We start from the raw sequence: 23,871 nt of genomic DNA, 5'->3' as shown, positions 1-23,871 counted from the left end.
GGGAGGGGCCTCGGAGCGATCCGGGGCCTCTTCTTCTTTGCGCGTGGCAAGGAGAGGCGCGCGAGGCCGCAGCCAGCGGACAGCTATGTCGGGGAAGGCCTAGCCCTCGAGGCCGAGCGCGGCCTTCACCTGCGGCACGAACTTGCGGCCCACCGGCACCTGCCGGTCGTCCTCGAGCAGCAACACCGGCCCGCCCCAGCTGTTGCGAGTGAGCGCGCGGATGACGCGGTGGTGGACCGCGTGGCTGCGGTGGACGCGCAGCATGCCGTCATCGCCGATCTCTTCGAGCATCTGGGTCAGCGACATGCGGTGGAGGACATTCTGCCCGTCGACGTGGAGGCGGACATATTCGCCCTCGGCATCGATGCGGTCGATCTCCTCGGGCATGACGCGGACGAGCTGGCCGCCCTGCGGGATCCACAGCGGATCGGCCTTCGAGCCCGCGCTGTCACGGTCGCGGCGCAATTCGTCGACCTGCGCATGGAGCGCGGCGAGGCGGCCGTCGGCCTCGCGCGCCACGAGGCTGCGCCGCGCGCGTTCGAGCGCGAGGTCCAGCCGCTGGCGACGCAAGGGCTTGGTGAGGAAATCCACCGCGCCGCAATCGAAGGCCTGCACCGCGAATTTGGAAAAGGCGGTGGTGAAGATGATCAGCGGGGCGTGGCCTGCGGGCTCGGCCGCCAGCGCCTCTACGACGTCGAAGCCGTCGGTGCCGGGCATCTCGACATCGAGCAGCATGAGCTGGGGCCGGTGCTCGCGGCTGAGGCGTAGCGCTTCGCTGCCATCGCTCGCGCTGCCGACGAGGTCGACGTCGGGGAGGGCGGCGAGCAGCTGCGACAGGCGGCGGCGCGCCAGCGGTTCGTCATCGACGATCAGCGTCCTCATGCCATCTCCATGACGGGCACGCGAAGGCGCACCTCGAAGCCATTGTCATGCTGTTCGGTCTCGAGCCCGCTGGCATTGCCGTATCGGGCGACGAGCCGCGCGCGCACGTTGCCGAGCCCGGTACCGGTGCCCTTGGCCTTGCGCGTGTCGGGTTCGAGCGCGCCCGCATGACGGTCGCGCACGCTGACGAGCAGCGCGCCGTCGGCGGTCCGTACCGCGGTAATCCTGACGCGCACCTTGGAGCGCGAGCGCGCCACCCCATGCTTGATCGCATTCTCGATCAGCGGCTGGAGGATGAGCGAGGGCACGGGCAGGCGCGCGGCCTCGGGTGGGATGTCGGTTTCCATCACGAAGCGGTCGGGAAAGCGCTGCTGCTCGATCGAGGCATAGACGAGCTGCGCCTCGACTTCCTCGCCCAGCGGCACGTCGGCGAGCGGGTCGACCGTCAGCGCGGCGCGATAATAATGGGCAAGGTCGATCAGCATGTTCTCGGCTTCCTCGTGCCGCTGGTCCTCGACCAGCGCGGCGACCGCGTTCAAGGAGTTGAAGAGGAAGTGCGGATTGACCTGGTAGCGGAGCGCTTTCAGCTCGCTCGAGCGCGCCGCGCGCTCGATCGAGTGGAGCCGCTCCTCGCGCGCGAGCAGGCGCACGGCATATTGCACCGCCACGGTGGCGACCATCTGCGCCATGAACAGGTTGGCGCCCTTCGACCAGCCGATCCACCAGGGAATGTCCCAGTTATCGACGTCGCCCTCGATGTAATACATGAGGTACCAGTTGACGGTGGCATAGGGCGCGGCGGCAAGACAGGCGCAGGCCGTCACCAGCGCGATCTTGGCCATGACCGACCAGCGCCATGTCGCCTGCATCACCCACACGAGCCCGAGGCTCGTGAGGATACCGAAGGCCATCACGAACACCCGCTGGTCGAGATATTGCCAGCCATCACCGAAGTAGAACAGGCCGATGCCGTTCACGGTGAGGAAGTGGAACAGCCAGATGAGCAGCACGGCGGCGGTGGCGGGACGCCATACCGAACGCTGGCCTGCCTCGAGGATGGCCGGATAGGAAAAACGCTTCATCAACATCGTCATTACGCCACCGCGCGCCGCTTCGCGCGCATATCCTGTTGTTGTTCGCAGCAGGCTTACGGTCGTTCGTGGCAAAATGACAAGAAAGTGCGTGGCGATTTGCAACAGGCAGGGTGAAGCCGGCTCCAGTCAGGGGGCGGCGACAAGCATCCCGGCGGTCGGTTGCCCCACGCATCCTTCCGCCGGGGCGGGGGGATGATTGAACGGCGCGCGGACTTGTCCGTCACGGGCGTCGTTCGCTCCGTCTCCCCGCGCGAACGAGGAGACCGACACGTGCCGAAACCCGTCCTTCAGCCCACCCCCGCCAGCCGTCGCGCGCAGCTGCTCGCCGCAGCCGGCATCGCCGCGCTCGCGCTCGCCGCGCCCGCCCATGCGCAGGCGGAAGACATGGCCGGCCTCGTCGCCCCCGACATGTCGGAACTGCTCCTGCCCCCGCTCGATCCGATCGACCCGATCGATCCCATGGATCCCGCGCCGGTCTATGAGGACAAGGAAGTCATCATCGAGACGAGCGACACGACCGTCGCCGAATATGCAGACGGCGACCTCACGCTCATCGTCGGCAGCGTGACGACGAGCGGCGACTTCGCGCCGGGCATCGACGCCGACAGCTATTACGGCTCGGCCTTCGTCAACGCGCAGGACGTGGTCACCACCGGCGCGGATAGCGAGGGCGTGGACGTCTATGCCTATGGCAAGGCCACCGTGCAGGTCGCCAATGTCACCACCTCGGGCAACGGCTCGACCGGCGTCGATGTTTTCTCCTACGGCTTTTTCGAGCCCGCCGATGACGGCTACGGCTATTATGGTCCGTCCGACCCGCTCGACCCGTTCGGCAGCGGCGCGGGCGAGAGCGGCTGGTATGGCGGCGGCGGCGAGCTCATCGCGGGCGCCAGCGTCAGCGGCGGCGTGGTCATCACCGAAGGCGATGACGCCACCGGCGTGCGTGTCCATTCGGATATCGACTATGCCTATGTGAGCTTTACCGAAGTCCACACCTCGGGCGACAATTCGGTCGGGATGGACGTCTATGCCTATGGCATCGCGCAGGTCAGCGTCGACACGCTCACCACCGAGGGCGCCAATGCCAAGGGCGTGGTCACCGAGGGCCTCCTGACCAGCACGCAGTTCGGCTCGGTCGAAACCGCCGGTGACGGCGCGACCGGTCTCGAGATCACCAACTGGCTTGGCGGCGAGACCATCGGCGACCGGATCGAGACCACGGGCGACGGCGCCACCGGCCTCAGCCAGGTCGCTAGTTATGGCGGCTCGCTCATCCTCGTCGACGAGGTCGTGACCAGCGGCATGAACAGCAGCGGTGTCGTTTCAGAGGCCTATCTCAACAACTATCTCGACCTCGGCAGCGTTACGACCGCGGGCCATGGCTCGACCGGTGTCGAGATGACCAGCCAGACCTGGAACTTCCTCAAGGCCGGCAGCATCGCGACCGCCGGCGACAATGCCGCCGCGGTCGTCAGCGATGCCGAGGAGCATGGCATCTATGTCGACAGCATCTCGACCCTCGGCGCCTATTCCAACGGCGTCGTCCTGACGGGCGGCATCTATCGCACCGACGTGGTCGGCACCTCGATCACCACCGCGGGCGAGGGCAGCTCGGGCGTCCTCGCCATGACGGGGCAGGGCTATCTGCTGGTCGATCTCGACACGCTCTCGACGGCGGGCGCCTATGCCCACGGCCTCGACCTGTCGACGCTCGGCAAGGTCGATCTCGTGATCGGCGACCTGTCGACTGAGGGCGCGGGCGCTTATGGCGTCACCGCCGACCTCTCGGGCAATTTCGAAGCTGCCTTCGACAGCCTGTCGACCGCCGGCGACGGCGCGCATGGCATGGTGCTGATGGGCGGCGCGGGCAGCGATGTCGCCGTCACCGCGGGCAGCGTCAGCGTGGCCGGCCTCGGGGCCGACGGCTTCCTCGTCGGCACCGGCGGCAGCGTTTCCATCGATCTCGGCAGCGTGAATGTCGCCGACGGCCGCATCGCCGAGATCGTCGCGAACGACGATATCAGCTTCATGGCGGACAGCGCCTCGGCGAGCTTCGACCTGCCGTGGGCCATCGGGATCGACCTCTATACCGAGGGCGGCGATGTCTCGGTCGCACTGGGCGACCTCGACGTGGTCGGTGGTGACAATACCAGCGGCCTCCAGGCGACCGCCATCAACGGCAGCGTCTCGGCACTGCTCGGCGACGTCGACGTGGTCGGCGGCACCAATGGCCTCGGCGTCTCGCTGACCGGCTTCGATGATATCGCGATGACTGCCGACAGCGTCAGCTTCTCCGTCGTCCCGCCCGAGGGCTATGCCTTCGAGACCTTCGGGCGCGCGGTGGCGGTCGCGAGCTACCGCGGCGACATCACCGTCGACATCGGCGCGATCACCGTCGAGGGCTATCAGGGCAATCCCGACTTCGAGGGCTCGACCGGCTATGGCTGGGCGGGGCGTATCCGCGGTGACGGCAATGCCGACATCTCGATCGGCTCGATCGACGCGGCGGGCGGCATCGGCCTCACCTTCGGCAACCGCACCTATGCCGAGGGCACGCACGTCACCGCCGACATCGGCAGCGTCCACACCGACGGCTGGTCGGGTCGCGGCGTGACCATGACCACCACCATCTCGAGCTGGGACGTGGGCATCGGCTCGGTCGTGACCGAAGGCGAGAATGCCACCGGCATCGAGTTCCGCGCGATCGACTGGGGCGCGGGCTACGGCACCTTCGACCTCGTCCTCGATGCAGGCTCGGTGACGACCTCGGGCGACGAGGCCGCCGCCGTCTGGCTCGACGGCATGCGCCACCGCATGGACGTCACCGTCGACAGCATCGAGACCACCGGCTTCATGGCGACCGGCCTTCGCACCTTCCTCGCGCAGGCGGGCGAATTCACGGTCGGCAGCGCGGTCACCTCGGGCGACCTTGCCGACGCCATCGCCATCGGCCGCCTCGGCATGACCAGCGAACTGGGCGAGCCGGTCGATGCGCTCGTCGTCGAGGCCGGCATCATCGCCACCTCGGGCGACAGCGCGCGCGGCATCCGCATCGTCAGCGAGGGCGCCGACGTCACGCTCACCGCCGACAGCGTCACCACCACGGGCGGCACCTATGTCCCGCCGGTCGAGGAAGATCCCGGCGACGACCTCGACGGCCCCGGCCTGCCGATCGGCGCCGAACTCGCCGACGGCGAGGGCGAACCCTCGCCCTATGGTGCGAGCCACGCCATCTTCATCGACAGCTTCGGCGGCAATGTCAGCGTGAGCGCGGGGTCGATCGCGACCTCGGGCGACGGCGCCAACGGCGTCGATGTCCTCGCCTACACCTGGGGCGGTGCGCATGACGTGACCGTCGGCGACGTCTCGGTCGCGGGACTCGGCTCCAACGCCATCAATATCGTCAGCGGCGGCGACAGCTCGGTCGACGTGGCCATCGAGGGCCATGTCGAGGCGCAGCAGGGCACCGGCGTGCGCATCTCGGGTCTCGGCGACAACAGCGTCACCATCCGCGATGGCGGCATGCTCAAGGGTGCCGAAGGCCAGTATGCGCTCCTCGTCGAGGATTATGACGACAGCATGCCCGCCGATCCCGACGATCTCATCGGCGGCGACGAACTGCCGGGCGACGAGGCGGACGACCCGATCCTCGGTTCGACCCCGATGATGCATGGCGGCTTTGCCGGCACGACCGTGACGGTCGAGGCTGGCGGCACCTTCGACGGGCTGTTCATGCTCGGCGCCGGCAACGACCTGTTCGCCAATGACGGCCTGTTCATCGCCGGCGGCACCAGCGACTTCGGTGCGGGCGACGACATGTTCGTCAACACTGGCACCGTTCGCGTCGACGGTATGGCGGACTTCGCCGGCCTCGAGATCTTCGAGAATGACGGCACCATCGCCTTCCTCGACAATGGCGTCGAAGACGTGCTCGACCTTACGGGCAGCCTGTTCGTGGCGGGCGAGGGCAGCACCCTGCTGTTCGACGCCAGCGGCGATGGCGACCGCCTCGTCCTCGGCGACGTCGAGGGCACGAGCGCGCTCAAGGTCGTCGGCCTCACGCCCGAGCTCGATGACGAGATCCTCTTCGTCGAGGTCACCGGCAATGCCGATGGCGCGGTCTTCACCGTCGAGGAAACGACCCGCGACGCGGGCTTCCTCAACTGGCGCCTGACCGAAGAGGCGGGGCTCATCGGTCTCGCCCTCGCCCCCGACCGCGAGGTCATCGAGCCGGCCCGCGCGGGCGTGCTCGTCACCGGCCTGTGGCACCAGTCGGCCGAGGCGGCGCGCGACAGCCTGTCGCTACTGCGCACCCTGCCGGGCGATGGGCGCTGGGGCGTGTTCGGTCAGGCCTATGACGTCGAGCAGGAGCGCGATGCGACCGATTTCGCGATCAGCCATGACGGCACCGGCTACAGCTTCGCGCTGACCGGCGAGGAGCAGGGCACGGGTCTCGAGGCGGGCATCGGCACGCGCTTCGGCATGGTCCATGTCGGCCTCGTCGCCGGCACCGGCTCGCGCGAGCTCCGGATCCGCGAGAGCGGCAACATGATGGACGCCGACATGACCAACATCGGTCTTGTCGCGGGCTATGACGACGGTCGCCTCAGCGCCGATGCCATGATCAAGTTCGACCAGGGCGAACTCGAGATGGACCTTGCGAGCGCGGACTTCCGCGACACGCTCGACGTCGACGCCTTCGGGGCGAGCCTTGGCCTGCGCTACCGCATGGACATGGGCCGTCTCTACGTCATGCCCGAAGCGAGCGTGGCTTATGCCTCGGCCTCGCTCGACGGCTTCGACGTTGACGGCGGCAGCTTCGCGCTCGAGGACAGCGACAGCCTTCGCGCCCGCCTCGGCGCCCGCGCCGGCGCGCGCCTCGGCACCGGCAAGGCGACGCTCAATCCCTATGCGGGGCTGTTCCTCGTCAACGAGAGCGGCGGCGCCAATGACGTCGTCTTCACCTCGGGCGCCGACAGCATCCGCGTCAGCGACGAGGAAGTAGGGCTGTTCGGGCAGGCGCTCGGCGGTGTGGCATTGACCTTCGACGACAGCATCTCGCTGTTCGCGCAGGGGTCATTCGATTTCGGCGAGGTGGAAGGGGTCAGCCTGCGTGGCGGGCTGGGCGTACGCTTCTAAGGGGAAGCACCCGCACCTCTTGTGCCGGAAAACGGGGGGGAGGGAGTCGCCGGTGGCGGCTCCCTTTTTCCTGTGACTGACACACGCGCGACGATGCGCGACGAACCGTCACGGCAACAGGTCTGGATGTAAAAGGAAGTGGTGCCGCAGAAGGGACTCGAACCCCCGACCCCATCATTACGAATGACGTGCTCTACCAGCTGAGCTACTGCGGCGTTTCCATCGGCCCGAAGGGCTCGCGGATGCGCGCCTCTACCAAGGTGCCCCGCCCCTTTCAAGCCTTGGGTGGGTCCATCGCGCGCAAAGACTGGTTTCAGCGCGCTTAACGCTTTTTTCAGCCCGCTCCGCCATGCTCCCGCAGAAGATATCATTAGCCGGGGTGGGCCGAATGCACGCGGATCAGAAGCAGTTCGACAAGAGTGCCGAAACGGCGATCGCCGATCGCCGCATGCAGGTGCGGGCCTACAATTACTGGTATTCGTTGCTCGACGGGCGCGATTTCCCTTCGATCGACGACCTGAAACCCGCCGATCTGCAGAATTTCGCCCTCAACAGCGTGCTGATGGATTTCACCAATGGCGCGGAGGATCCCACGCTGCCCTATGTCGGGCAGGCGATCCGGACCCAGTGCGGGGTGGGCGAATCGATCGAGAAGCTGAGCGAGGTGCCGCGCGATTCGATGCTCGGCGCGGTCGCCGAACATTATGAGCGGCTGATGGAATGCCGCGCGCCTGTTGGCTTCGAGAGCGGCAGCGCCGAGGAAGTCGGCGACGGTCCCGTCTATCGCGGCATCCTCATGCCCTTCTCGTCCGACGACCGGACCATCGACTTTGTCTATGCGGTCGTGAACTGGAAGACCGCCGAACAGCGCGCCGCCGATGCCGAAGCGCGCGCCAAGGCAGAGGAAGAGGCCGCCGCTGAACTCGAAGACCTCGATGCACCCGCGCCGCTGCCGCAGGGCGACGGCCCGCAAGCCGAGCCGGAGGTGCAGGATGCCGAGGCCGGAGCCGAGGTCGAGGCCGAAACCGAAACTGGCGATGCTGCCGCCGATGTCGGCGACATCCTCGCCGCCGCCGAGGAGGTGCTCGCCGAAGCCGAAGAGGCCGTCGAGCAACCCGCCGAAGAAGAGGTGGTCCTCGAAGCCGTGGCCGAAGCCGAGGGCGAGCCCGAGGTCATCGCCTCGCCGGAGGAAGAGGTGGAAGACGAGGAAGTCTTCGTCCCCGAGCCGCTGCCCGAGGTCGACATGAGCGCGCCCGGCGTCGTGGCTTTCGCGCCCGTCGAACCCGACGATGAAGACCGCGAGACCGACAGCGTCGACTATGCCGCGCTCGCGGCGGTCGACCTGCCGGACGAGATGGACGACGAGGGCGAGGAAGAAGCCGAGACCGACAATGATGCCTATGCCGAGCTGACCGGCCGCTTCGAGAAGATGGACCGCCCCGACCCGCTGTCGGACATGGGCGAGGAAGGGCTCGACGAAACGCTCGAGCTCGGTGCCGTCGAAGAGTCGGATCCCGCTGCCGAGGCCGACGAACCGCTCGAACTCGATGCGGTGGTCGAGGAGGATCATGTCCCCGCTGCCGCCCTTGCCGACGAGGAAGAGGCGCTCGAACTCGACGTGCCCGTCGTCGAACCGGTTGAAGAGGAAGAGCCGGTCGCTCTTGATCCGCTCGCCGAAGCTGCCGCCGAAGAGCCGGCCTTCGTTGAAGAGGCTGCGCCTGTCGTTGCCGACGAGCCTGCTTTCGAGCCGGAGGAAGCCGTCGAGGCCCGACAGCTCGAAGCGGTCGAGGAAGTGGAAGATGTTACGGACGTCGCCGACGAACCGGTCGCGGAAGAACTGGTGGCGGTCGAGGACGAACCGGCCCCGCTCCCCGAAGCGCTCGAGGACACGGTGATCACGGATGACATCGTGGATGACGAGCCGCTCGAACTCGCCGCCGAAGCCGAAGAGGTCGAGGACGTCGCCGAGGAAGAGGTCGCGTCCGAACCCTCGCAGCTCGAGACCTGGCTGGAGGCCGCGCGCGAAGCCGCCGCGCTGTCCAACGATGCCGACAGCCGCAGCCGCTCGGCGCTCTACCGCGCGCTCGGACAGGCTTATGACTTCAGCCTCGTCGCCGAGGCCGAGCCCGACCATTATGCCGCGCTTCTCGAAGCCGCCGAACTGACGGTCCAGGCTCGCGCGCCGATGACGCCGATCGTCAAGCTCGTCTTCGGGGTCGAATACGACAAGACACGCCTCACCGAATTCGCTGCCGCGCTTTCCTATGGCCACCGCCAAGATCTCGGTCAGGGCGAGTTCGAGGCCTTTGTCAGCGAGGCCGAAGGCGGATTGAAGGGCCTCGTCGCCGCCGAGCGAGCGTTGAAGCGCGGCGAGGAGGTGCCCGAACCCAAGCCCAATTCCCGGCTCGATGCCGCGTGCCGACGCCTGCGCGAACGCGATGCCATCGACCTTGCGCGCCTCGGAGCCAACGAGGAGTTCGCACTGGTGCTCGTCCGTCGCGACGAAAATGGCGGGCACGCACCCGTCGCCCGTGTGATCGATCACAAACTGGTCGAGCGCGCGATCCTCAAGTCGGGGCGCTGAAAAGCCCCTGAACTTCCGGCAAAACTAGCTCTTGTCGCCCCCTCGAAGGCGGGTCTATAGCCCGCCGCCAAACATGGACGCGTCAGGGAAGAGGGCATGTCGGAACAAGGGATCGATCCCGCCTGGGTGGAACTGCTCGAACAGGCGATGGAGGCCAGTGCGCTTCCAGGCGACCTCGATGGATACGGGCTCGAGGATCTCGAGGATGCGGCGCGCTTCGTCGCCGCCGCCGCGCAGCAGCGCAAGGCGGGCCAGCTCAACCTCGAGCTCGAGAGTTCTGGCGGCGAGGCGGGCAGGCGCCGCATGCGCCTCGCGCTCGTCAATGACGACATGCCCTTCCTCGTCGACAGCGTCGCCGGCGCCATCGCCGCGCGCGGGCTCGCCGTCTATCGCCTCCTCCACCCCATCATCCGCGTCCAGCGCGATGACGAGGGTCGCATCACCGGCTGGGGCGGCGAGGAAGGCACGCCCGAAAGCCTGATCTACATCGAGCTCGACCGCGCCGACGCGCGCGGGCGCCACGACCTGTCGGTCGCGCTGCGTGACGTGCTCGACCATGTCCGCGCCGCGGTGCGCGACTGGAAGCAGATGCTCGGCGAAATGGCCGCCGATGCCGACCGCCTGCGCGAACCGCGCCCCGAGGCGGCGGCCTTCCTCGACTGGCTCGCCGACAATAATTTCACGCTGCTCGGCCACCTCCTCGTGGGCGAGGACGGCGAGGCGGGCGAGGGTCTCGGCCTGCTGCGCGACGGCATCGAACTGTGGGACGAGAGCGTCGTGCGCGCCGCCGTCGAGGCGCTCACCACCGGTGGCCGCTCCTACCTCATCCTCAAGGCCGACCAGGTCTCGCCGGTGCACCGGCGCGTGCCGCTCGATGTCATCATGGTGCGCCGCGACGAGGGCATTTCGATCCACGCAGGCCTGTGGACCTCGGAGGCGCTCCGCGCGCCCGCGGCCGAAGTGCCGATCTTGCGCCAGCGCCTCGACGCGCTCGACAAGGAACTCGGCTTCTCGCCCGCCAGCCATGGCGGCAAGGCGCTGACCCATGCCGTCTCGACGCTGCCTCACGACCTCGTCATCAGCTTCGAGGAAGAGGAAGTCCGGCTTGCGGCGCTGACCGCGATGAGCCTTGCCGACCGGCCGCGCCCGACGCTGCTCGTCCTGCAGGGCGCGCTCCAGCGTCACCTCTACGCCTTCGTCTGGCTGCCGCGCGACGAGCTCTCGACCTCGCGTCGCCTCGCCATCGCCATGATGCTCGAGGACGAGGTGGGCTCGCCCATCTCCAGCTGGTCGGTCGAACTGGGCGACGGCGAACTGGCGCTCCTTCGCTACACCATGGCGACCGATCCCTCGATGCCGCTGCCCGACGTCGACGCGCTCGACAAGGCGCTGGTCGAGATGGTCCGCGGCTGGGCCCCCGCGGTCGAGAGCGAGCTGATCGACGAGGTCGGCGCCGGCCGCGCAACCCGTCTCGCGCTCTCCTACCTGCCCGGCATGCCCGAGAGCTACCGCGCGCGCACCAGTCCGCGCGAAGGCGCGCTCGACATCGCCCGCATGAGCGCCCTCGAGGGCGACGAGCGCAGCGTGCGCCTCGTCCGCGCGCCCCACGAGGCGGCCAACCGCCTGCGCCTCAAGACCTATCGCGCCAAGGGCATCATCCCGCTGTCGGACGCCGTCCCCGTGCTCGAGGATTTCGGCTTCCACGTACTCGAGGAAATCCCGACCGCGCTCGCCGATGGTGCGCTCGGCTATGTCCACGATTTCCATCTCGAGCTGCCCGAGGGCACCGACATGGACGCGATCATGGAACGCGCCGAGGTGATCGAGAAGGCGATCGCCGAGGTGATGTCGGGCGAGGCGGAGAACGACGGCTTCAACAGCCTCGTCCTGTTCGCCGGCCTCGAGCCGCGCTCGGTCGTCTGGCTGCGTTCCTGGTTCCGGTACATGCGCCAGATCGGCGTCGCCTTCGGTCTCGCTACCGTGGTGGAAACGCTGCAGGAAGCGCCGCACGCGACCGCCTCGCTGATCGAGGCCTTCATCGCGGCGCACGATCCCCATGCAGGCGATGACCGCGCCGCCAGCGTCAAGAATGCGCTCCGCAATTTCGACGATGCGCTCTCGATGGTGCAGGGCATCGACGACGACCGCATCTTGCGCCTGTTCCGCGCCATCGTGATGGCGACGCTCAGGACCAACGCCTTCGCGCTGAAGGACGGCGAATGCCTCGCCTTCAAGTTCGACAGTGGCAAGATCCCCGGTCTTCCGGCTCCCGTCCCCTATCGCGAGATCTGGGTCTACGGCCCCCGCGTCGAGGGCATCCACCTTCGCGGCGGGCCCGTCGCGCGTGGTGGCCTGCGCTGGTCCGACCGCCGCGACGACTTCCGCACCGAGGTGCTGGGGCTCGTCAAGGCGCAGCTCGTCAAGAATGCCGTCATCGTGCCGACCGGCGCCAAGGGCGGTTTCTATGCCAAGCAGCTGCCGCCCCCGGGTGACCGCGAGGCCTGGTTCGCCGAAGGCACCGAGGCCTATCGCACCTTCATCCGCTCGCTCCTGTCGGTCACCGACAATATCGTCGACGATCGCGTGGTGCATCCCGACAATGTCGTGATCCACGACGGTGACGACCCCTATTTCGTCGTCGCCGCCGACAAGGGCACCGCGACCTTCTCCGACGTCGCCAACGCCATCGCATTGGAGCGCGGCTTCTGGCTCGGCGATGCCTTCGCTTCCGGCGGCTCCAACGGCTACGACCACAAGGCGATGGGCATCACCGCCAAGGGCGCGTGGGTCTCGGTCCAGCGCCACTTCCTCGAGATGGGCGTGGACGTCCAGACCGACCCCATCGACGTGGTCGGCGTGGGCGACATGTCGGGCGACGTGTTCGGCAACGGCATGCTCTTGTCCAAGGCACTGCGCGTCATCGCCGCCTTCGACCATCGCGACATCTTCATCGATCCCGATCCCGACCCCGCGACGAGCTGGGAGGAGCGCAAGCGCCTGTTCGAGATGGGCCGGTCGAGCTGGCAGGACTATGACAAGTCCAAGCTGTCCAAGGGGGCGATGATCGTCTCGCGCGGGCAAAAGTCGATCCGCCTCACCCCCGAGGCGCGCGCTGCCATCGGCGTGCCCGAGGATGCCGAGGAGGAAATGGCCCCGCAGGCGATCCTCTCCACCATCCTCAAGGCGCCCGCCGACCTCCTCTGGTTCGGCGGCATCGGCACCTATGTGAAGGCCTCGACGCAGGGCAACAGCGACGTCGGCGATCCCACCAACGATGCCATCCGCGTCAACGCGAGCGAGCTTCGCGTCAAGGCGATCGGCGAGGGCGCCAACCTCGGCATCACCCAGCAGGCGCGCATCGAGTTCGCGCTCGAGGGCGGCCGCATCAACACCGACTTCATCGACAATTCGGCCGGCGTCGATTGCTCGGATAACGAGGTCAACATCAAGATCCCGCTCAACCGCGAGATGAACGAGGGCCGCCTCGAACTCGAGGAGCGCAACGCTCTCCTCGCGCGCATGACCGACGAGGTCGGTGCGCTGGTGCTCGAGGACAATCGCCTGCAGGCACTCGCCCTGTCGGTCGCAGAGGCCCGCGGTGCCCCGGGCCTGCCGGGCTTCGTGCGCACCATCGAGATCCTCGAGGCCGCCGGCCGTCTCGACCGCCGCGTCGAGGGGCTGGCGAGCTCGGAAGCGCTGATGCGCCGCGGGCTCGACAATGTCGGCATGACCCGTCCCGAACTGGCGGTCGTCCTGTCCATGTCCAAGATGGCGCTGCAGGAAGCGGCCGAGAAGCTCGATCTTGCCAATGACCCCGCGCTCGAGGGCGAGCTGTTCGCCGCCTTCCCGCGCGAACTCGTCGCCGAGCATAAGGGCGCGGTCGCCGCGCACCGCCTCGAGAACGAGATCATCGCCACCAAGGTCGCCAACCGCCTCGTCAACCGCCTCGGCCCGTCGATCGCGCTCGACATGACCGAGGAGGAAGGCGTCGCCTTGGGGCAGGTCGCCATCGCCTTCATCGTCGCCGAGCGGCTGCTCGGTCTCAAGGACCTGTGGGGCCGCATCGAGACGGCGGAGGTCGACGAGAAGACCCGCATCGAACTGTTCGCGGTCGCCGCGCGCTCGGTGCGCAGTCACCTCAGCGACATCCTGCGCTCGGCGGGCGCGGAAACGCGTGCCTCGGCGCTGCTCGACCTGTTCGGTCCCGGCTTCGAAGCCGTCGAGGGCAATGCCGGCCGCCTGATCCGCGCCGAAGTCCGCAACGAGGCGCAGTCGCGCCGCGAACGCCTCACCGGCCTCGGTGCCGAGCCCGAACTGGTGGATGCCCTCATCCATCTCTACGAGCTCGATGGCGTCTTCGGCCTCGCCGCACTGGCCAAGCGCCGCGACACCGACGTGCTGACCCTCACCTCGGCCTACACGCGCCTCGGCGAGGCACTCGGCCTCGACTGGGCCCAGCAGCAGCTGATCCGCTTCGTGCCCGAGGACAATTGGGAACGCCTGCTGGTCGCCGGCCTCGCCCGCGACTTCGAGCAATTGCGCATCGACTTCCTGTCAAAGGTGTTGCGGGGCGGCGCCGGCGTCGAGGAAGCGGTGGAGCAGTGGATCGGCCGCAATGCGCCGCGAATCGACCAGTTCCGCCGCCTCGTCGACCGCGCGCAGAAGGCGGGGGGATCGACCACCCCGATGCTCGCACAGATCGCCAGCCAAGCGCGCATCCTGCTCGCCCGCTAGGAAGCCTCCATGCGCCTTGCCATCCTCACCCCCTCCGAGTGGGACGCCCAGTTCTACGCGGGCGAACTGGAGCGCCAGCGCGCGCTGTTCGAGGATGCGGGGCACGAGGTCGTGGCCTGCCGCTGGAACGAGGCGGACGACGCCTTCCTGCGCTCGGTCGATGCGGTCCTGCCGCTCATCGCCTGGGGCTATCACCTCGATGGCGGGCGCTGGTTCGACCTTCTCGACCGCATCGCCTTCCGCAAGGTGCCGTGCGTCAACGACCCCGCCATTCTCCGCTGGAATTCGGACAAGGCCTATCTCTCCGAGCTTGGCGACAAGGGCGTGGCGGTGGTGCCGACCCTCGAGGCGCATGGCGAGGAGGACGGCCTGCTCGCCCGCGCCGCGACCACATTCAAGACCGACAAGCTCGTGGTGAAACCGCGACTGTCGGCGAGCGGGGAGGGCACCTATGCGCTGTCCGCAAGCGACGAGCTGCCCGAGGACGTGCGCGACCGGCGCCTGATCGTCCAGCCCTTCCTCCCCGAGATCCTCACAGGCGGCGAGATGAGCCTCCTCTATTTCGACGGCCGTTACAGCCATGCCGCGGTGAAGCGCGCGAAGGCGGGCGAATTCCGCGTCCAGCCCGAGTTCGGCGGCAGCGAGGAGCAGGTCGAGGCGCCGTCGGAAGCGCGCAAGGTGGCGGAGGCCGCGCTTGCCTGTGCCCCGCTCCCGCCTGCTTATGCGCGGGTCGATCTCGTCATGACGGACAAGGGCCCGCTGCTGATGGAACTGGAGCTGATCGAGCCCGACATGTTCCTGCGCTACGCCCCCGACGACGGTGCCGCCTTGCGCAAAGCGGTGCTGATGCGCCTTTCCTAGACATTGTCGGTCAGCTTGGGCGGGCGATCGGCCCCTCGACCATCAGCCACTGCCGGATCGCGCTCGCCAGCCCCGTGCGCGCCGCGCCCGTCTCGTCGAAGCGGGTAAGGTCGATCTGCGCGACCAGCGCGTTGACCGGCAGCCCGCGCTCCTTGGCCGCGACCTTAAGCGCTTCCCAGAATAGCGGCTCGAGGCTGATCGACGTCTCGTGGCCCCCGATCGTGACCGAGCGCTTGCCGACCGGATCGGGGAGGAAGGACATCAGTACATGTGCTGGCCGCCGTTGATGCTCAACGTGCTGCCAGTGACGAAGCCCGCATTCTCGTCGGTGAGGAAACCGACGCCGCGGGCGATTTCCTCGGCCTTGCCAAGACGCCCCACGGGGATGCGCGCGACGATCTTCTCCAGAACATTCTCGGGCACGGCGGCGACCATGTCGGTGTCGATATAGCCCGGCGCGATGGCGTTGACCGTGACCCCGAAGCGCGCACCTTCCTGCGCCAGCGCCTTGGTGAAGCCGTGGATGCCCGACTTGGCAGCGGCATAGTTGACCTGCCCGTACTGGCCCGCCTGCCCGTTGATCGAGCCGATGTTGACGATGCGCCCGTAGCCGCGCTGGCACATGCCGTCGAACACGGCCTTGGCCATGTTGAAACAGCCGCCGAGATTGGTGTCGATGACTTCCTGCCACTGCTCGTGGCTCTGTCGCTTCATGGTGGCATCGCGGGTGATGCCGGCATTGTTGACGAGCACGTCGACCGTGCCGAGGTCGTCCTCGATCTTCTTCACCGCCTGCTGGCAGCCGTCATAGTCGGCGACGTCGAACTTGTAGGCGGGGATGCCGGTGCGCTCGGTGAATTCGGCGGCTTTCTGCTCGTTGCCGGCATAGGTCGCGGCGACCTGCATGCCCTTGTCCCTGAGATGGACCGCGATCGCCTCGCCGATCCCGCGCGTACCACCGGTTACCACTGCAACTCGTCTCGTCATGTCCAACTCCCCTGTTGATCAAACCCAGCCGGCGAGCTCCTGCCGGACGAGCGTTTCGAGCATGTCCATGCCCGCCTTACGATCATTCAGACAATCGAGGCGGGCGAATTGTTCACCTCCGGCGGCAAGGAAGTCCTCGCGGCCGCGGATTCCGAGCTCCTCGATCGTCTCGAGACAGTCGGCCGAAAAGCCGGGCGCGGCGATGGCGATGCGGCTGATGCCCTCGCCCGGCAGCGCCTCGAGCCGGGTGTCGGTCGCCGGCGTCAGCCACTTGGCCCGCCCGAAGCGCGACTGGAAGGTCACCTCGGTCGCGATCCCCAGCTTTTCGGTGAGCAGCCGCCCCGTCTTCTGGCAGTGGCAGTGATAGGGATCGCCCTTGAACAAGGTCGCCTCGGGCATGCCGTGGAAGCTGAGGAGCAGCTTCTGCGGCTCGAAATCGAGCGTGGCCAGCTGCGCGCCGAGATCGTCGGCGAGCGCGGCGACATGCGCCTCATGGTCGAAATAGGGGGGCAGGGTACGGATTGCGGGCTGCCAGCGCCGCGCGCCCAGCCAGTCCGACAGCGCGTCCATGCTGCTCGCCGTGGTGGCGGCGCAGAACTGCGGATAGAGCGGCGCGAACAAAATGCGCCGCGCGCCTGCATCCCACAGGCGGTCGAGCGCGTCTGGAATGCTCGGATTGCCGTAGCGCATCGCCCAGTCGACGATGATCTCCTCGCCGAGACGCTGCTGGAGCTTCTCCGCCTGGGCCTTGGTGATCGCGGCAAGCGGCGAGCCGTCCTCGGTCCACACTTCGCGATAGGCCGCCGCGCTCTTCTTGGGGCGGACATTGAGGATGATGCCGCGCAGGATCGGCTGCCACGCGATCGGCGGGATCTCGACCACGCGGCGGTCCGACAGGAATTGCTTGAGATAGCGCTTCACGGCCTTGGCCTCGGCGGCATCGGGCGTGCCGAGGTTGGTCAGGAGCACGCCGATGCGTTTCGGCGGAAAGGTCGGATGGTCGGCAGGCTTGTCCATGGCTCAAGCGCTTACGGAAAATGGCAGGCTGCGCAAGGCTGGCCCTTGGCCTGTCCCCGCATTGCCGAGCGCATTGGCCACCGCGGCGGGCAGGATCGCGGCGCCGAGATTCGACACCCCGCCCGGCAGATCGCCCGACGGGGTGGTGTAGATCTCGATCTCGGGCAGGTCGCGCAGCGCCGGTCCGATGGGCGCATTGCCGCGCGGCAAGGCATCAAGGATGCGCGGCGCGGTCAGGCGCAATTCCTGCAACGCGGCGAGCATGCCGCCCGCCACCTGTTGTTCGACCAGCCGCGGATTGACCATCGCCCCGCAGTCGACTGCCGCGACGAGGCGGGTCACGCGGAAATTGGCAGCGCTGCCGCTGGCCTCGGCAATGAGCGCGATGCGGCTGCCGTCGAGCCGCGCGCAGGCGACGCCCATCCGGCTGCCCGAGCCGCCGCCGTCCCAGCCCGAAGCAGCGGCAAGCCGCGTCAGCAGCCGCGCCATGCGCACGTCGCCGCCGAGCAGCCCGATGCGGAAGGAGAGGGGCTCGCGGCCGAGCGCGCGCGCGGCGGCGTCGATCATGGTCTCGCTGGCGAGTGCGTGGAACGCCGCCTCGCGGCCGCGGTGCCAGCCATTGCGCATCGGCAGGTCGAGCGTGGTGGTGGCGATCGCCTGCGACGGGATCGAATAGGGTAAGCCGTCAGCGCCGAGACGGCTGGCCGCATCGCCTTTTGCGATCCGCGCCAGCGACGCGCCGAGCGCGGCCGGTGCGGCATAATGCGCGCGCCAGCCCGCGATCCCGCCGCCGCCGAGCGCCACCTCGATACGCGCCGCCATCGGCGGGGCCAGCGGGCCGGTGCGGTCGGCGGCGCCATGCGCGAGGCGCAGCTGCACCGGTCGTCCGAGCCTCAGGGCAAGGCGCCCCGCCACCGGCGCGGCGTCATTTTCGAGGAAGCGGCCCGAGGGATCGCCGATGCCCATCGGCACCAGCTGGACCGCGCCCGCCGACAGCCCGCAGGCCGCAGCGACAGCGCCGCGCGTCGCATCGGGCGCGCGCGTTGCCGCCCAGATATCGAGCCCGCCGTCATTGCGGGGCCGCGCGGTGGCTGACGGCGCTTCGAGCCCGTGGTGGATGAGCGGTGCGGCGCGAAAATCGGCCAGCAAGGGCGCGTCCGCGGCGTCGAGCACCGCGTCCGCATTGCCGATGTCGAGAAGGCGGCGCCCGTCATCCGCCGCAAGCGCCTCTTCTAGGCGCGAAGCGATGGCCGCGTCGTCGAGCGGCGCGCTGGTCACCCGCACGTCGGCGGCCTTCAGCGCGCGTTCGGCGGCCCAGCCGGTCTCGGCCACGACCGCCACGAAATCCGGTGCCTCGACCAGCTCGACCACCCCGGGGGTGGCGGTGGCGGCGGCACGGTCGAGCCGCGTCACGCGTCCGCCCGGCGGCGCGACCCGCGCGGCGGCATGGACCATCTCTGGCAGCCGGACGTCGGCGGCAAAGGCGAAGGTGCCGCGCATCTTTGGGGCCGTGTCGACGCGCGGCGGGCTGGTGCCGATGACGCCGCCGCCCGCCCATGGCCTGAGCTTGGCGGCACGCGCCCCGCGTCTTGCCGCGCCTTCGGCGAGGTCGCCGAAACCGAAGACCGTCTCGCCGGCGCGGATCTCGCCATTGGCGATGAGGAGCGAATTGACCTCGGCCCCGCTGCGCTCGCCCGCTTCCTCGAGCAACAAGGAGCGGATCGAGGCGGCGGCGCGGCGGATATCGAGCGTGAAAGCGCGCACCGAGGTGGCCGCCGCGGTCAGCCGCACCTCGGTGCCGAACGCCTCCTCGATGAGCGGATTGGCAAAGCCGGATCCCGCCTGCAGCGGCTGGACCGAAATGCCCTCCATGCGGGCGCCGAGTTCATCGGCGATCGCTTGGGAAAAAGCGGTCCAGATGCCCTGCCCATATTCGACCTGCGGGCTGTGCAGCGTGATCCCGCCCTGCGGGTCCAATGCGACCAGCCCGCCCACCGCCGTCCCGCCCTCGGGGACCGGAACGCGCGGATCGTCATCGGCGAACAGCTGCCAGGCGACGAGGAGGCCGACCCCCACGCCGCCGCCGATCAACAGCGATCGCCGGTCGAGCCGCACGCGCTGCTAGTCGCGATATTGCTTGGCGAGCGCGATGCGGTCGATCTTGCCGGTGCCGAGCCGCGGCAGCGCGGTATCGGCGACGACGATCTCCTCGGGCACCTTGAAGGCGGCGAGCCGCTCGGCGCAGAAGGCGCGCAAATCCTCGGCCACGCACCCGCCTTCGGGGCAGGAGACGATGGCGAAGGGCACCTCGCCCAGCCGCTCGTCCTTCTTGGCGAGCACCACCGCCTCGGCCACGGCGGGGTGCGCGTAGAGCGCCTCCTCGACTTCGGCCGCCGCGATATTCTCGCCGCCACGGATGATGATATTCTTCATCCGGTCGACGATGTAGAGATAGCCCTCCTCGTCGAGATAGCCGATGTCGCCGGTGCGGAAATAACCCTCGTCGGTATAGGCCGCCTTGGTGGCCTCCTCGTCGCCCCAATAGCCCTTGATGGTCGCCGCCGCCTTGATGGCAATCTCGCCGGTCTGGCCCGCAGGGAGCGTCTTGCCGTCATCGCCATAGATGCCGATCTCGACGAAGGGGATTTGCGGACGTCCGACGCTGGTCGGCCGATCCTTGTAATTCTGCCAGAAATTGCCGCAGCCGACCGCATTGGTCTCGGTCAGTCCATAGCCTTGGATCGAGCGCGTGCCGGGCAGGTCCTCGTCCTGGCGCTTCAAGTGCGCGGCGGGGCGCGCGGCGCCGCCCGAGTTGATGTCGCCGAGGCTGGACAGGTCGTACTTGTCCTTGTTGGGATGCGTCATCAGTTCGAGTGCCATCGTCGGCACGCCGGTGAACACCGTCACCTTCTCGTCCTGGATGAGCTGCATGGCGAGCTCGGCATCCCATTTGGGCATGAGCACCAGCGCGCGGTCGATGACGTAGCTCGTCAGCATGACCGGCACTTCGCCCGTGACGTGGAACAGCGGCACCGAGACGAGCGCGCGCATCTGCTCGGGCACCGGCTTGCCCTCGCTCTCGAGGATGCCGCGCAGCACCATCAGCGAGGTGACATAGGTATAGGTGCCCTGCACCACCTGACCGTGGGTCGACAGCGCGCCCTTGGCCTTGCCGGTCGAGCCCGAGGTGAAGAGGATGGTGGCATCGTCGTCGGGGGTGACCTGCGGCAGCGCGGTGTCCTCGGGCGCATCGAGGAGCGCGGCCATCGCGGTCTCGACCGGCTGGTCGATGTCGACGTCGAGCGTGATGTCGCCATGGCCGAGGCCGTTGGCCATCGCCGCGCGCGGGGCATCGGCGATGATGAGCCTGGGGCCGGTCAGCTCGAGCGCATGGCGCAGCTCCTCCTCGCGCCACCAGCCGTTGATGAGGGTGGCCACGCCGCCCGCCTTGAGGACACCCATGTAGGCGGCGATCCAGCTGGTGCAGTTGCGCATGGCGATGGCGACGCGGTCGCCCTTCTCCACGCCGCGCGCGACGATCCCCTTGGCGATCCTGTCGGTGAGCGCGTTGATCTCGGCATAGGTCAGCTTCTCGTCGCCCGAGATGATGTAGGGATTGTTCGCATAGAATTGCGCGAACATCATGAACATCATCGGGAGGGTCGGCGGGAAATTGGCGATCGTGGGCCGCCCTTGCGCGTCGGGCCCGATCACGATGCGACCTCCTTCGCCACTCACCGCGGCGAGGACCGCTTCATATTTCTGATCGAGCACACTCGGCATTCAACTCTCCTTTGCCTTTGTTGGCCCGTACCCTATGAGGCGAAAAAGCCTTAGGGAAGCCAGTATGACCGCGATTTCGCCCGCTCCGACCGCCCCTGCGCCCGATCCGGCGCAGAACTCATTCGAATATACGGCTTTCCCCGACCTCGGCCTGTCGGACACCGCGCTGGATTTCGGCTTCTACGAGCTCAAATGGTACAGCCTTGCCTATATCGTCGGGATTTTCCTCGGCTACTGGTACGTGCGCAAGCTGGCCCGACAGCCGGGGTCGCCGATGGCCGAACGCCATGTCGACGACCTCGTCCTGTGGGCCGCATTGGGCGTCATCCTCGGCGGGCGCCTCGGCTACGTCCTCTTCTACAATCTCGAGCTCTACCTCACGCAGGGCACGACGATCTTCGGCGTGGACCTGCCGCCGCCGTTCGGCATCATCAACCTGCGCGATGGCGGCATGAGCTTCCACGGCGGGGTCGTCGGTGTGAGCCTCGCGATCATGATCTACAGCTGGAAGCACAAGCTGAACTGGCTGCGCGTGCACGACTATGTCGCCTGCTGTGTGCCGATCGGGCTGGGGCTCGGGCGGCTGGCCAATTTCGTCAACGGCGAATTGTGGGGCGGGGTCACCGACGTGCCGTGGGCCATCCGCTTCGTTGAAGTGGCGAACGGAGTCGCCGTGCTCGGCCCCCCGCGCCATCCGAGCCAGCTCTACGAAGCCGTGCTCGAGGGCCTCGTCCTGTTCATCATCCTCGCGCTGATGTTCTGGCAGACCAAGGCGCGCTATTATCCGGGCATGCTCGTGGGCGCCTTCATCTTCTTCTACGGCATCTTCCGTTTCGGCGTGGAATATGTCCGCGAGCCCGACAGCCACCTCAGCGACTTCGCGATCGATACGGGTCTCCAGATGGGCCAGTGGCTCAGCGTGCCGATGATCCTCGGCGGCATCTTCCTGATGGCCACCGCCAAGGGGCGCCGCCAGCGCATCGAACCGATCGCCGGACCGACGAGCGTGGCGTGAGCTTTGCCGGCGACCTGAAGGACCGCATCGCCGCGGACGGCATGACCGTCCATGACTATATCGCGGCCTCCAACGCGCATTATTACGCAAGCCGCGATCCGCTCGGCAAAGGCGGCGACTTCACCACCGCGCCCGAGATCAGCCAGATGTTCGGCGAGATGGTCGGCGCCTGCCTCGCCGACTGCTTTTTGCGCGCGGGAGCCCCTGCCGATGCCGCTTATTGCGAGCTGGGACCGGGGCGAGGCACGCTCGCGAGCGATGCGCTCAAGCTCCTGCGCGGGGTCGGCTTCTCGGGGCCCACGCATTTCGTCGAGACGAGCCCCGCGCTGCGCGCCGAACAGGAAAGGCGCCATCCGACCGCCGTCTGGCATGACAGCGTTGACGACCTGCCCGAGTGCCCGCTGCTCATCGTCGCCAACGAATTCTTCGATGCCCTCCCGACCCGCCAGTTCATCGGCGAGGAGGAGCGCCGCGTGGTGATGATGGACGGCAAGCTCGCCTTCGAGCCCGAGGGCGAGGTGGCGCGCGAGGCAAGCGAGGTCGCCACCGACATCGCATTCCGCCTGGCGGCGCATCTCGCGCAGCATGGCGGCGCGGCGCTCGTCATCGACTATGGCTATGCGGGCGGCGAGCAGCGCGACACGCTGCAGGCGGTCAAGCGCCACGAAAAGGTCGATCCGCTCAGCGCTCCCGGCGAGGCCGACCTCACCACCCATGTCGATTTCGTCGCGCTCGCCAGGGCCGCGCAGGAAGCCGGCGCGCGCACCAGCCGCGTCATCAGCCAGGGCAACTGGCTCGAGACCCTCGGGCTCGGCCCCCGCGCCATGACGCTGGCCGGCAACAACCCCGAGCGCGCCGACGACATCGCCGCGCAGCGCCGCCGCCTGTCGTCGGACGACGGGATGGGCACGCTGTTCAAGGTCATGGCAATTCACCATCGCGGCTGGCCCGTGCCCGCGGGGTTGGGCCAGTGAGCGCGCCGCCCTTCGTCACTGCCCCGCCGCTCTCCGGCGTGCCGCACGGATTCTTCGGGCGCGAGGGCGGGGTCTCGCTGCCGCCGTTCGACAGCCTCAACACCGGCCTCGGCTCGGACGACGGCGCGGAAAAGGTGCGCGAGAACCGCCGCCGCGCCGCCGATGCGCTGATCGAGGGCGCGCCGCTCGTCGGCCTCTACCAAGTCCATTCGCCCGACGTCGTCATCGTGACCGAGCCGTGGGACGAGGATGGGCGCCCGAAGGCCGACGCGCTGGTCACGAAGACGCCCGGCATCCTTCTCGGCATCCTTACCGCCGACTGCGCGCCGGTGCTGCTTGCGGACCGCGAGGCGGGCGTGGTCGCCGCTGCCCATGCCGGCTGGCGCGGGGCGATCGGCGGGGTCACCGACAAGACCATCGGCGCCATGCTGAAGCTCGGCGCCGATCCGCGCCGCATCCATGCCGCGGTCGGTCCCTGCATCGCGCAGAAAAATTTCGAGGTCGGCGAGGACATGCTGGCGCCCTTCATCGAGGAGGATCCGGCCAATGCCCGCTTCTTCCGCGAGGGCGCGCGCGGCAAGGCGCATTTCGATCTGGAATCCTATGTCGCCGCGCGGCTCGCGGGCGCGGGGATCGGTACCGTCTGGCTGGCGGGCGAGGACACCTACGGCCAGCCGGAGCGCTATTACAGCTACCGCCGCGCCACCCATGAGGAGGCCCCCGACAACGGTCGCCAGATCAGCCTGATTGGCATTGCCCCCGAGGCCCGCTAGGACGCTCCCGAACGTATTTCAGGAGAGC

General features: G+C 68.2%; 14 protein-coding genes and 1 tRNA gene. 7 read left to right on the top strand and 8 right to left on the bottom strand.

The features are described 5' to 3' along the window. Positions 1-99: 99 nt before the first annotated feature. Positions 100-882 carry a LytR/AlgR family response regulator transcription factor gene (locus NUW81_RS06370; RefSeq protein WP_245111614.1) on the bottom strand — a complete coding sequence of 261 codons (783 nt, stop codon included), beginning with the start codon at positions 880-882 and terminating at the stop codon, positions 100-102. Further along, positions 879-1,964, bottom strand: a complete 1,086-nt coding sequence (locus tag NUW81_RS06365) for a sensor histidine kinase (protein ID WP_245111612.1) — start codon at positions 1,962-1,964, stop codon at positions 879-881. The genes NUW81_RS06370 and NUW81_RS06365 overlap by 4 nt, the downstream gene beginning before the upstream one ends. Positions 1,965-2,246: 282 nt before the next feature. On the opposite strand from NUW81_RS06365, the gene NUW81_RS06360 reads away from it, so the two are divergent. After that, the gene (locus NUW81_RS06360) at positions 2,247-7,115 is read left to right on the top strand and encodes an autotransporter domain-containing protein (protein ID WP_245111608.1); all 4,869 of its coding nucleotides are present in this window, start codon (positions 2,247-2,249) and stop codon (positions 7,113-7,115) included. 139 nt (positions 7,116-7,254) lie between these two features. On the opposite strand, the gene NUW81_RS06355 is transcribed toward NUW81_RS06360, so the two are convergent. Continuing rightward, positions 7,255-7,330: transfer RNA gene (locus NUW81_RS06355), tRNA-Thr, on the bottom strand. A 173-nt stretch (positions 7,331-7,503) separates the two neighbouring features. Between NUW81_RS06355 and NUW81_RS06350 the strand changes: the two genes are divergently transcribed. The 3 genes from NUW81_RS06350 to NUW81_RS06340 all read left to right on the top strand — a co-directional run bounded on the left by NUW81_RS06350 (position 7,504) and on the right by NUW81_RS06340 (position 15,294). Next, positions 7,504-9,699 carry a PAS domain-containing protein gene (locus NUW81_RS06350; protein ID WP_245111605.1) on the top strand — a complete coding sequence of 732 codons (2,196 nt, stop codon included), beginning with the start codon at positions 7,504-7,506 and terminating at the stop codon, positions 9,697-9,699. 96 nt (positions 9,700-9,795) lie between these two features. Continuing rightward, on the top strand, positions 9,796-14,433 hold the full coding sequence (locus tag NUW81_RS06345; RefSeq protein WP_245111603.1) for an NAD-glutamate dehydrogenase: 4,638 nt from the start codon (positions 9,796-9,798) through the stop codon (positions 14,431-14,433). Between the two features lie 9 nt (positions 14,434-14,442). Further along, the gene (locus NUW81_RS06340; protein ID WP_245111600.1) at positions 14,443-15,294 is read left to right on the top strand and encodes an ATP-grasp domain-containing protein; all 852 of its coding nucleotides are present in this window, start codon (positions 14,443-14,445) and stop codon (positions 15,292-15,294) included. A gap of 10 nt (positions 15,295-15,304) precedes the next feature. Here the strand turns inward: NUW81_RS06340 and NUW81_RS06335 are convergent, their stop codons facing one another. Genes NUW81_RS06335 through NUW81_RS06315 form a run of 5 tightly spaced genes read right to left on the bottom strand, consistent with a single transcriptional unit; the run spans position 15,305 to position 21,081 of the window. Continuing rightward, positions 15,305-15,556, bottom strand: coding sequence for a ribbon-helix-helix domain-containing protein (locus NUW81_RS06335; RefSeq protein WP_245111598.1), 252 nt, complete (start codon positions 15,554-15,556; stop codon positions 15,305-15,307). Beyond that, the gene (gene phbB / locus NUW81_RS06330) at positions 15,556-16,281 is read right to left on the bottom strand and encodes an acetoacetyl-CoA reductase (RefSeq protein WP_245111596.1); all 726 of its coding nucleotides are present in this window, start codon (positions 16,279-16,281) and stop codon (positions 15,556-15,558) included. The genes NUW81_RS06335 and phbB overlap by 1 nt, the downstream gene beginning before the upstream one ends. A gap of 18 nt (positions 16,282-16,299) precedes the next feature. Then, a complete protein-coding gene (gene hemH, locus NUW81_RS06325; protein ID WP_245111594.1) occupies positions 16,300-17,298 on the bottom strand; it encodes a ferrochelatase in 999 nt (332 codons plus the stop codon). Between the two features lie 3 nt (positions 17,299-17,301). Next, the gene (locus NUW81_RS06320) at positions 17,302-19,413 is read right to left on the bottom strand and encodes a molybdopterin cofactor-binding domain-containing protein (RefSeq protein WP_245111592.1); all 2,112 of its coding nucleotides are present in this window, start codon (positions 19,411-19,413) and stop codon (positions 17,302-17,304) included. Between the two features lie 6 nt (positions 19,414-19,419). Then, positions 19,420-21,081 carry a class I adenylate-forming enzyme family protein gene (locus NUW81_RS06315; protein WP_245111589.1) on the bottom strand — a complete coding sequence of 554 codons (1,662 nt, stop codon included), beginning with the start codon at positions 21,079-21,081 and terminating at the stop codon, positions 19,420-19,422. 64 nt (positions 21,082-21,145) lie between these two features. Between NUW81_RS06315 and lgt the strand changes: the two genes are divergently transcribed. From lgt to pgeF, 3 genes are read left to right on the top strand one after another with little or no spacing between them, the layout of a single operon-like run. Further along, positions 21,146-22,096 (top strand): prolipoprotein diacylglyceryl transferase, encoded by a 951-nt coding sequence (gene lgt / locus NUW81_RS06310; protein WP_245111587.1) that lies wholly within the window; start codon positions 21,146-21,148, stop codon positions 22,094-22,096. Further along, positions 22,093-23,070: a class I SAM-dependent methyltransferase gene (locus NUW81_RS06305; RefSeq protein ID WP_312025023.1), complete on the top strand. Its 978-nt coding sequence runs from the start codon at positions 22,093-22,095 to the stop codon at positions 23,068-23,070. Before lgt ends, NUW81_RS06305 begins: the two co-directional genes overlap by 4 nt. Beyond that, positions 23,067-23,843, top strand: a complete 777-nt coding sequence (pgeF, locus tag NUW81_RS06300) for a peptidoglycan editing factor PgeF (RefSeq protein ID WP_245111584.1) — start codon at positions 23,067-23,069, stop codon at positions 23,841-23,843. Before NUW81_RS06305 ends, pgeF begins: the two co-directional genes overlap by 4 nt. The last annotated feature ends 28 nt before the right edge of the window (positions 23,844-23,871 follow it).

This window comes from Sphingomicrobium aestuariivivum (assembly GCF_024721585.1).
Classification (GTDB): Bacteria; Pseudomonadota; Alphaproteobacteria; order Sphingomonadales; family Sphingomonadaceae; genus Sphingomicrobium; species Sphingomicrobium aestuariivivum.
This window is presented reverse-complemented; position numbering and strand designations above follow the sequence as displayed.

Bases quoted from the DNA above. Each gene is read 5' to 3' on its own strand.
- NUW81_RS06370 (WP_245111614.1), bottom strand. From the start codon at position 882: ATGAGGACGCTGATCGTCGATGACGAACCGCTGGCGCGCCGCCGCCTG.
- NUW81_RS06365 (WP_245111612.1), bottom strand. From the start codon at position 1,964: ATGAAGCGTTTTTCCTATCCGGCCATCCTCGAGGCAGGCCAGCGTTCG.
- NUW81_RS06350 (WP_245111605.1), top strand. From the start codon at position 7,504: ATGCACGCGGATCAGAAGCAGTTCGACAAGAGTGCCGAAACGGCGATC.
- NUW81_RS06345 (WP_245111603.1), top strand. From the start codon at position 9,796: ATGTCGGAACAAGGGATCGATCCCGCCTGGGTGGAACTGCTCGAACAG.
- NUW81_RS06340 (WP_245111600.1), top strand. From the start codon at position 14,443: ATGCGCCTTGCCATCCTCACCCCCTCCGAGTGGGACGCCCAGTTCTAC.
- NUW81_RS06335 (WP_245111598.1), bottom strand. From the start codon at position 15,556: ATGTCCTTCCTCCCCGATCCGGTCGGCAAGCGCTCGGTCACGATCGGG.
- phbB (WP_245111596.1), bottom strand. From the start codon at position 16,281: ATGACGAGACGAGTTGCAGTGGTAACCGGTGGTACGCGCGGGATCGGC.
- hemH (WP_245111594.1), bottom strand. From the start codon at position 17,298: ATGGACAAGCCTGCCGACCATCCGACCTTTCCGCCGAAACGCATCGGC.
- NUW81_RS06315 (WP_245111589.1), bottom strand. From the start codon at position 21,081: ATGCCGAGTGTGCTCGATCAGAAATATGAAGCGGTCCTCGCCGCGGTG.
- lgt (WP_245111587.1), top strand. From the start codon at position 21,146: ATGACCGCGATTTCGCCCGCTCCGACCGCCCCTGCGCCCGATCCGGCG.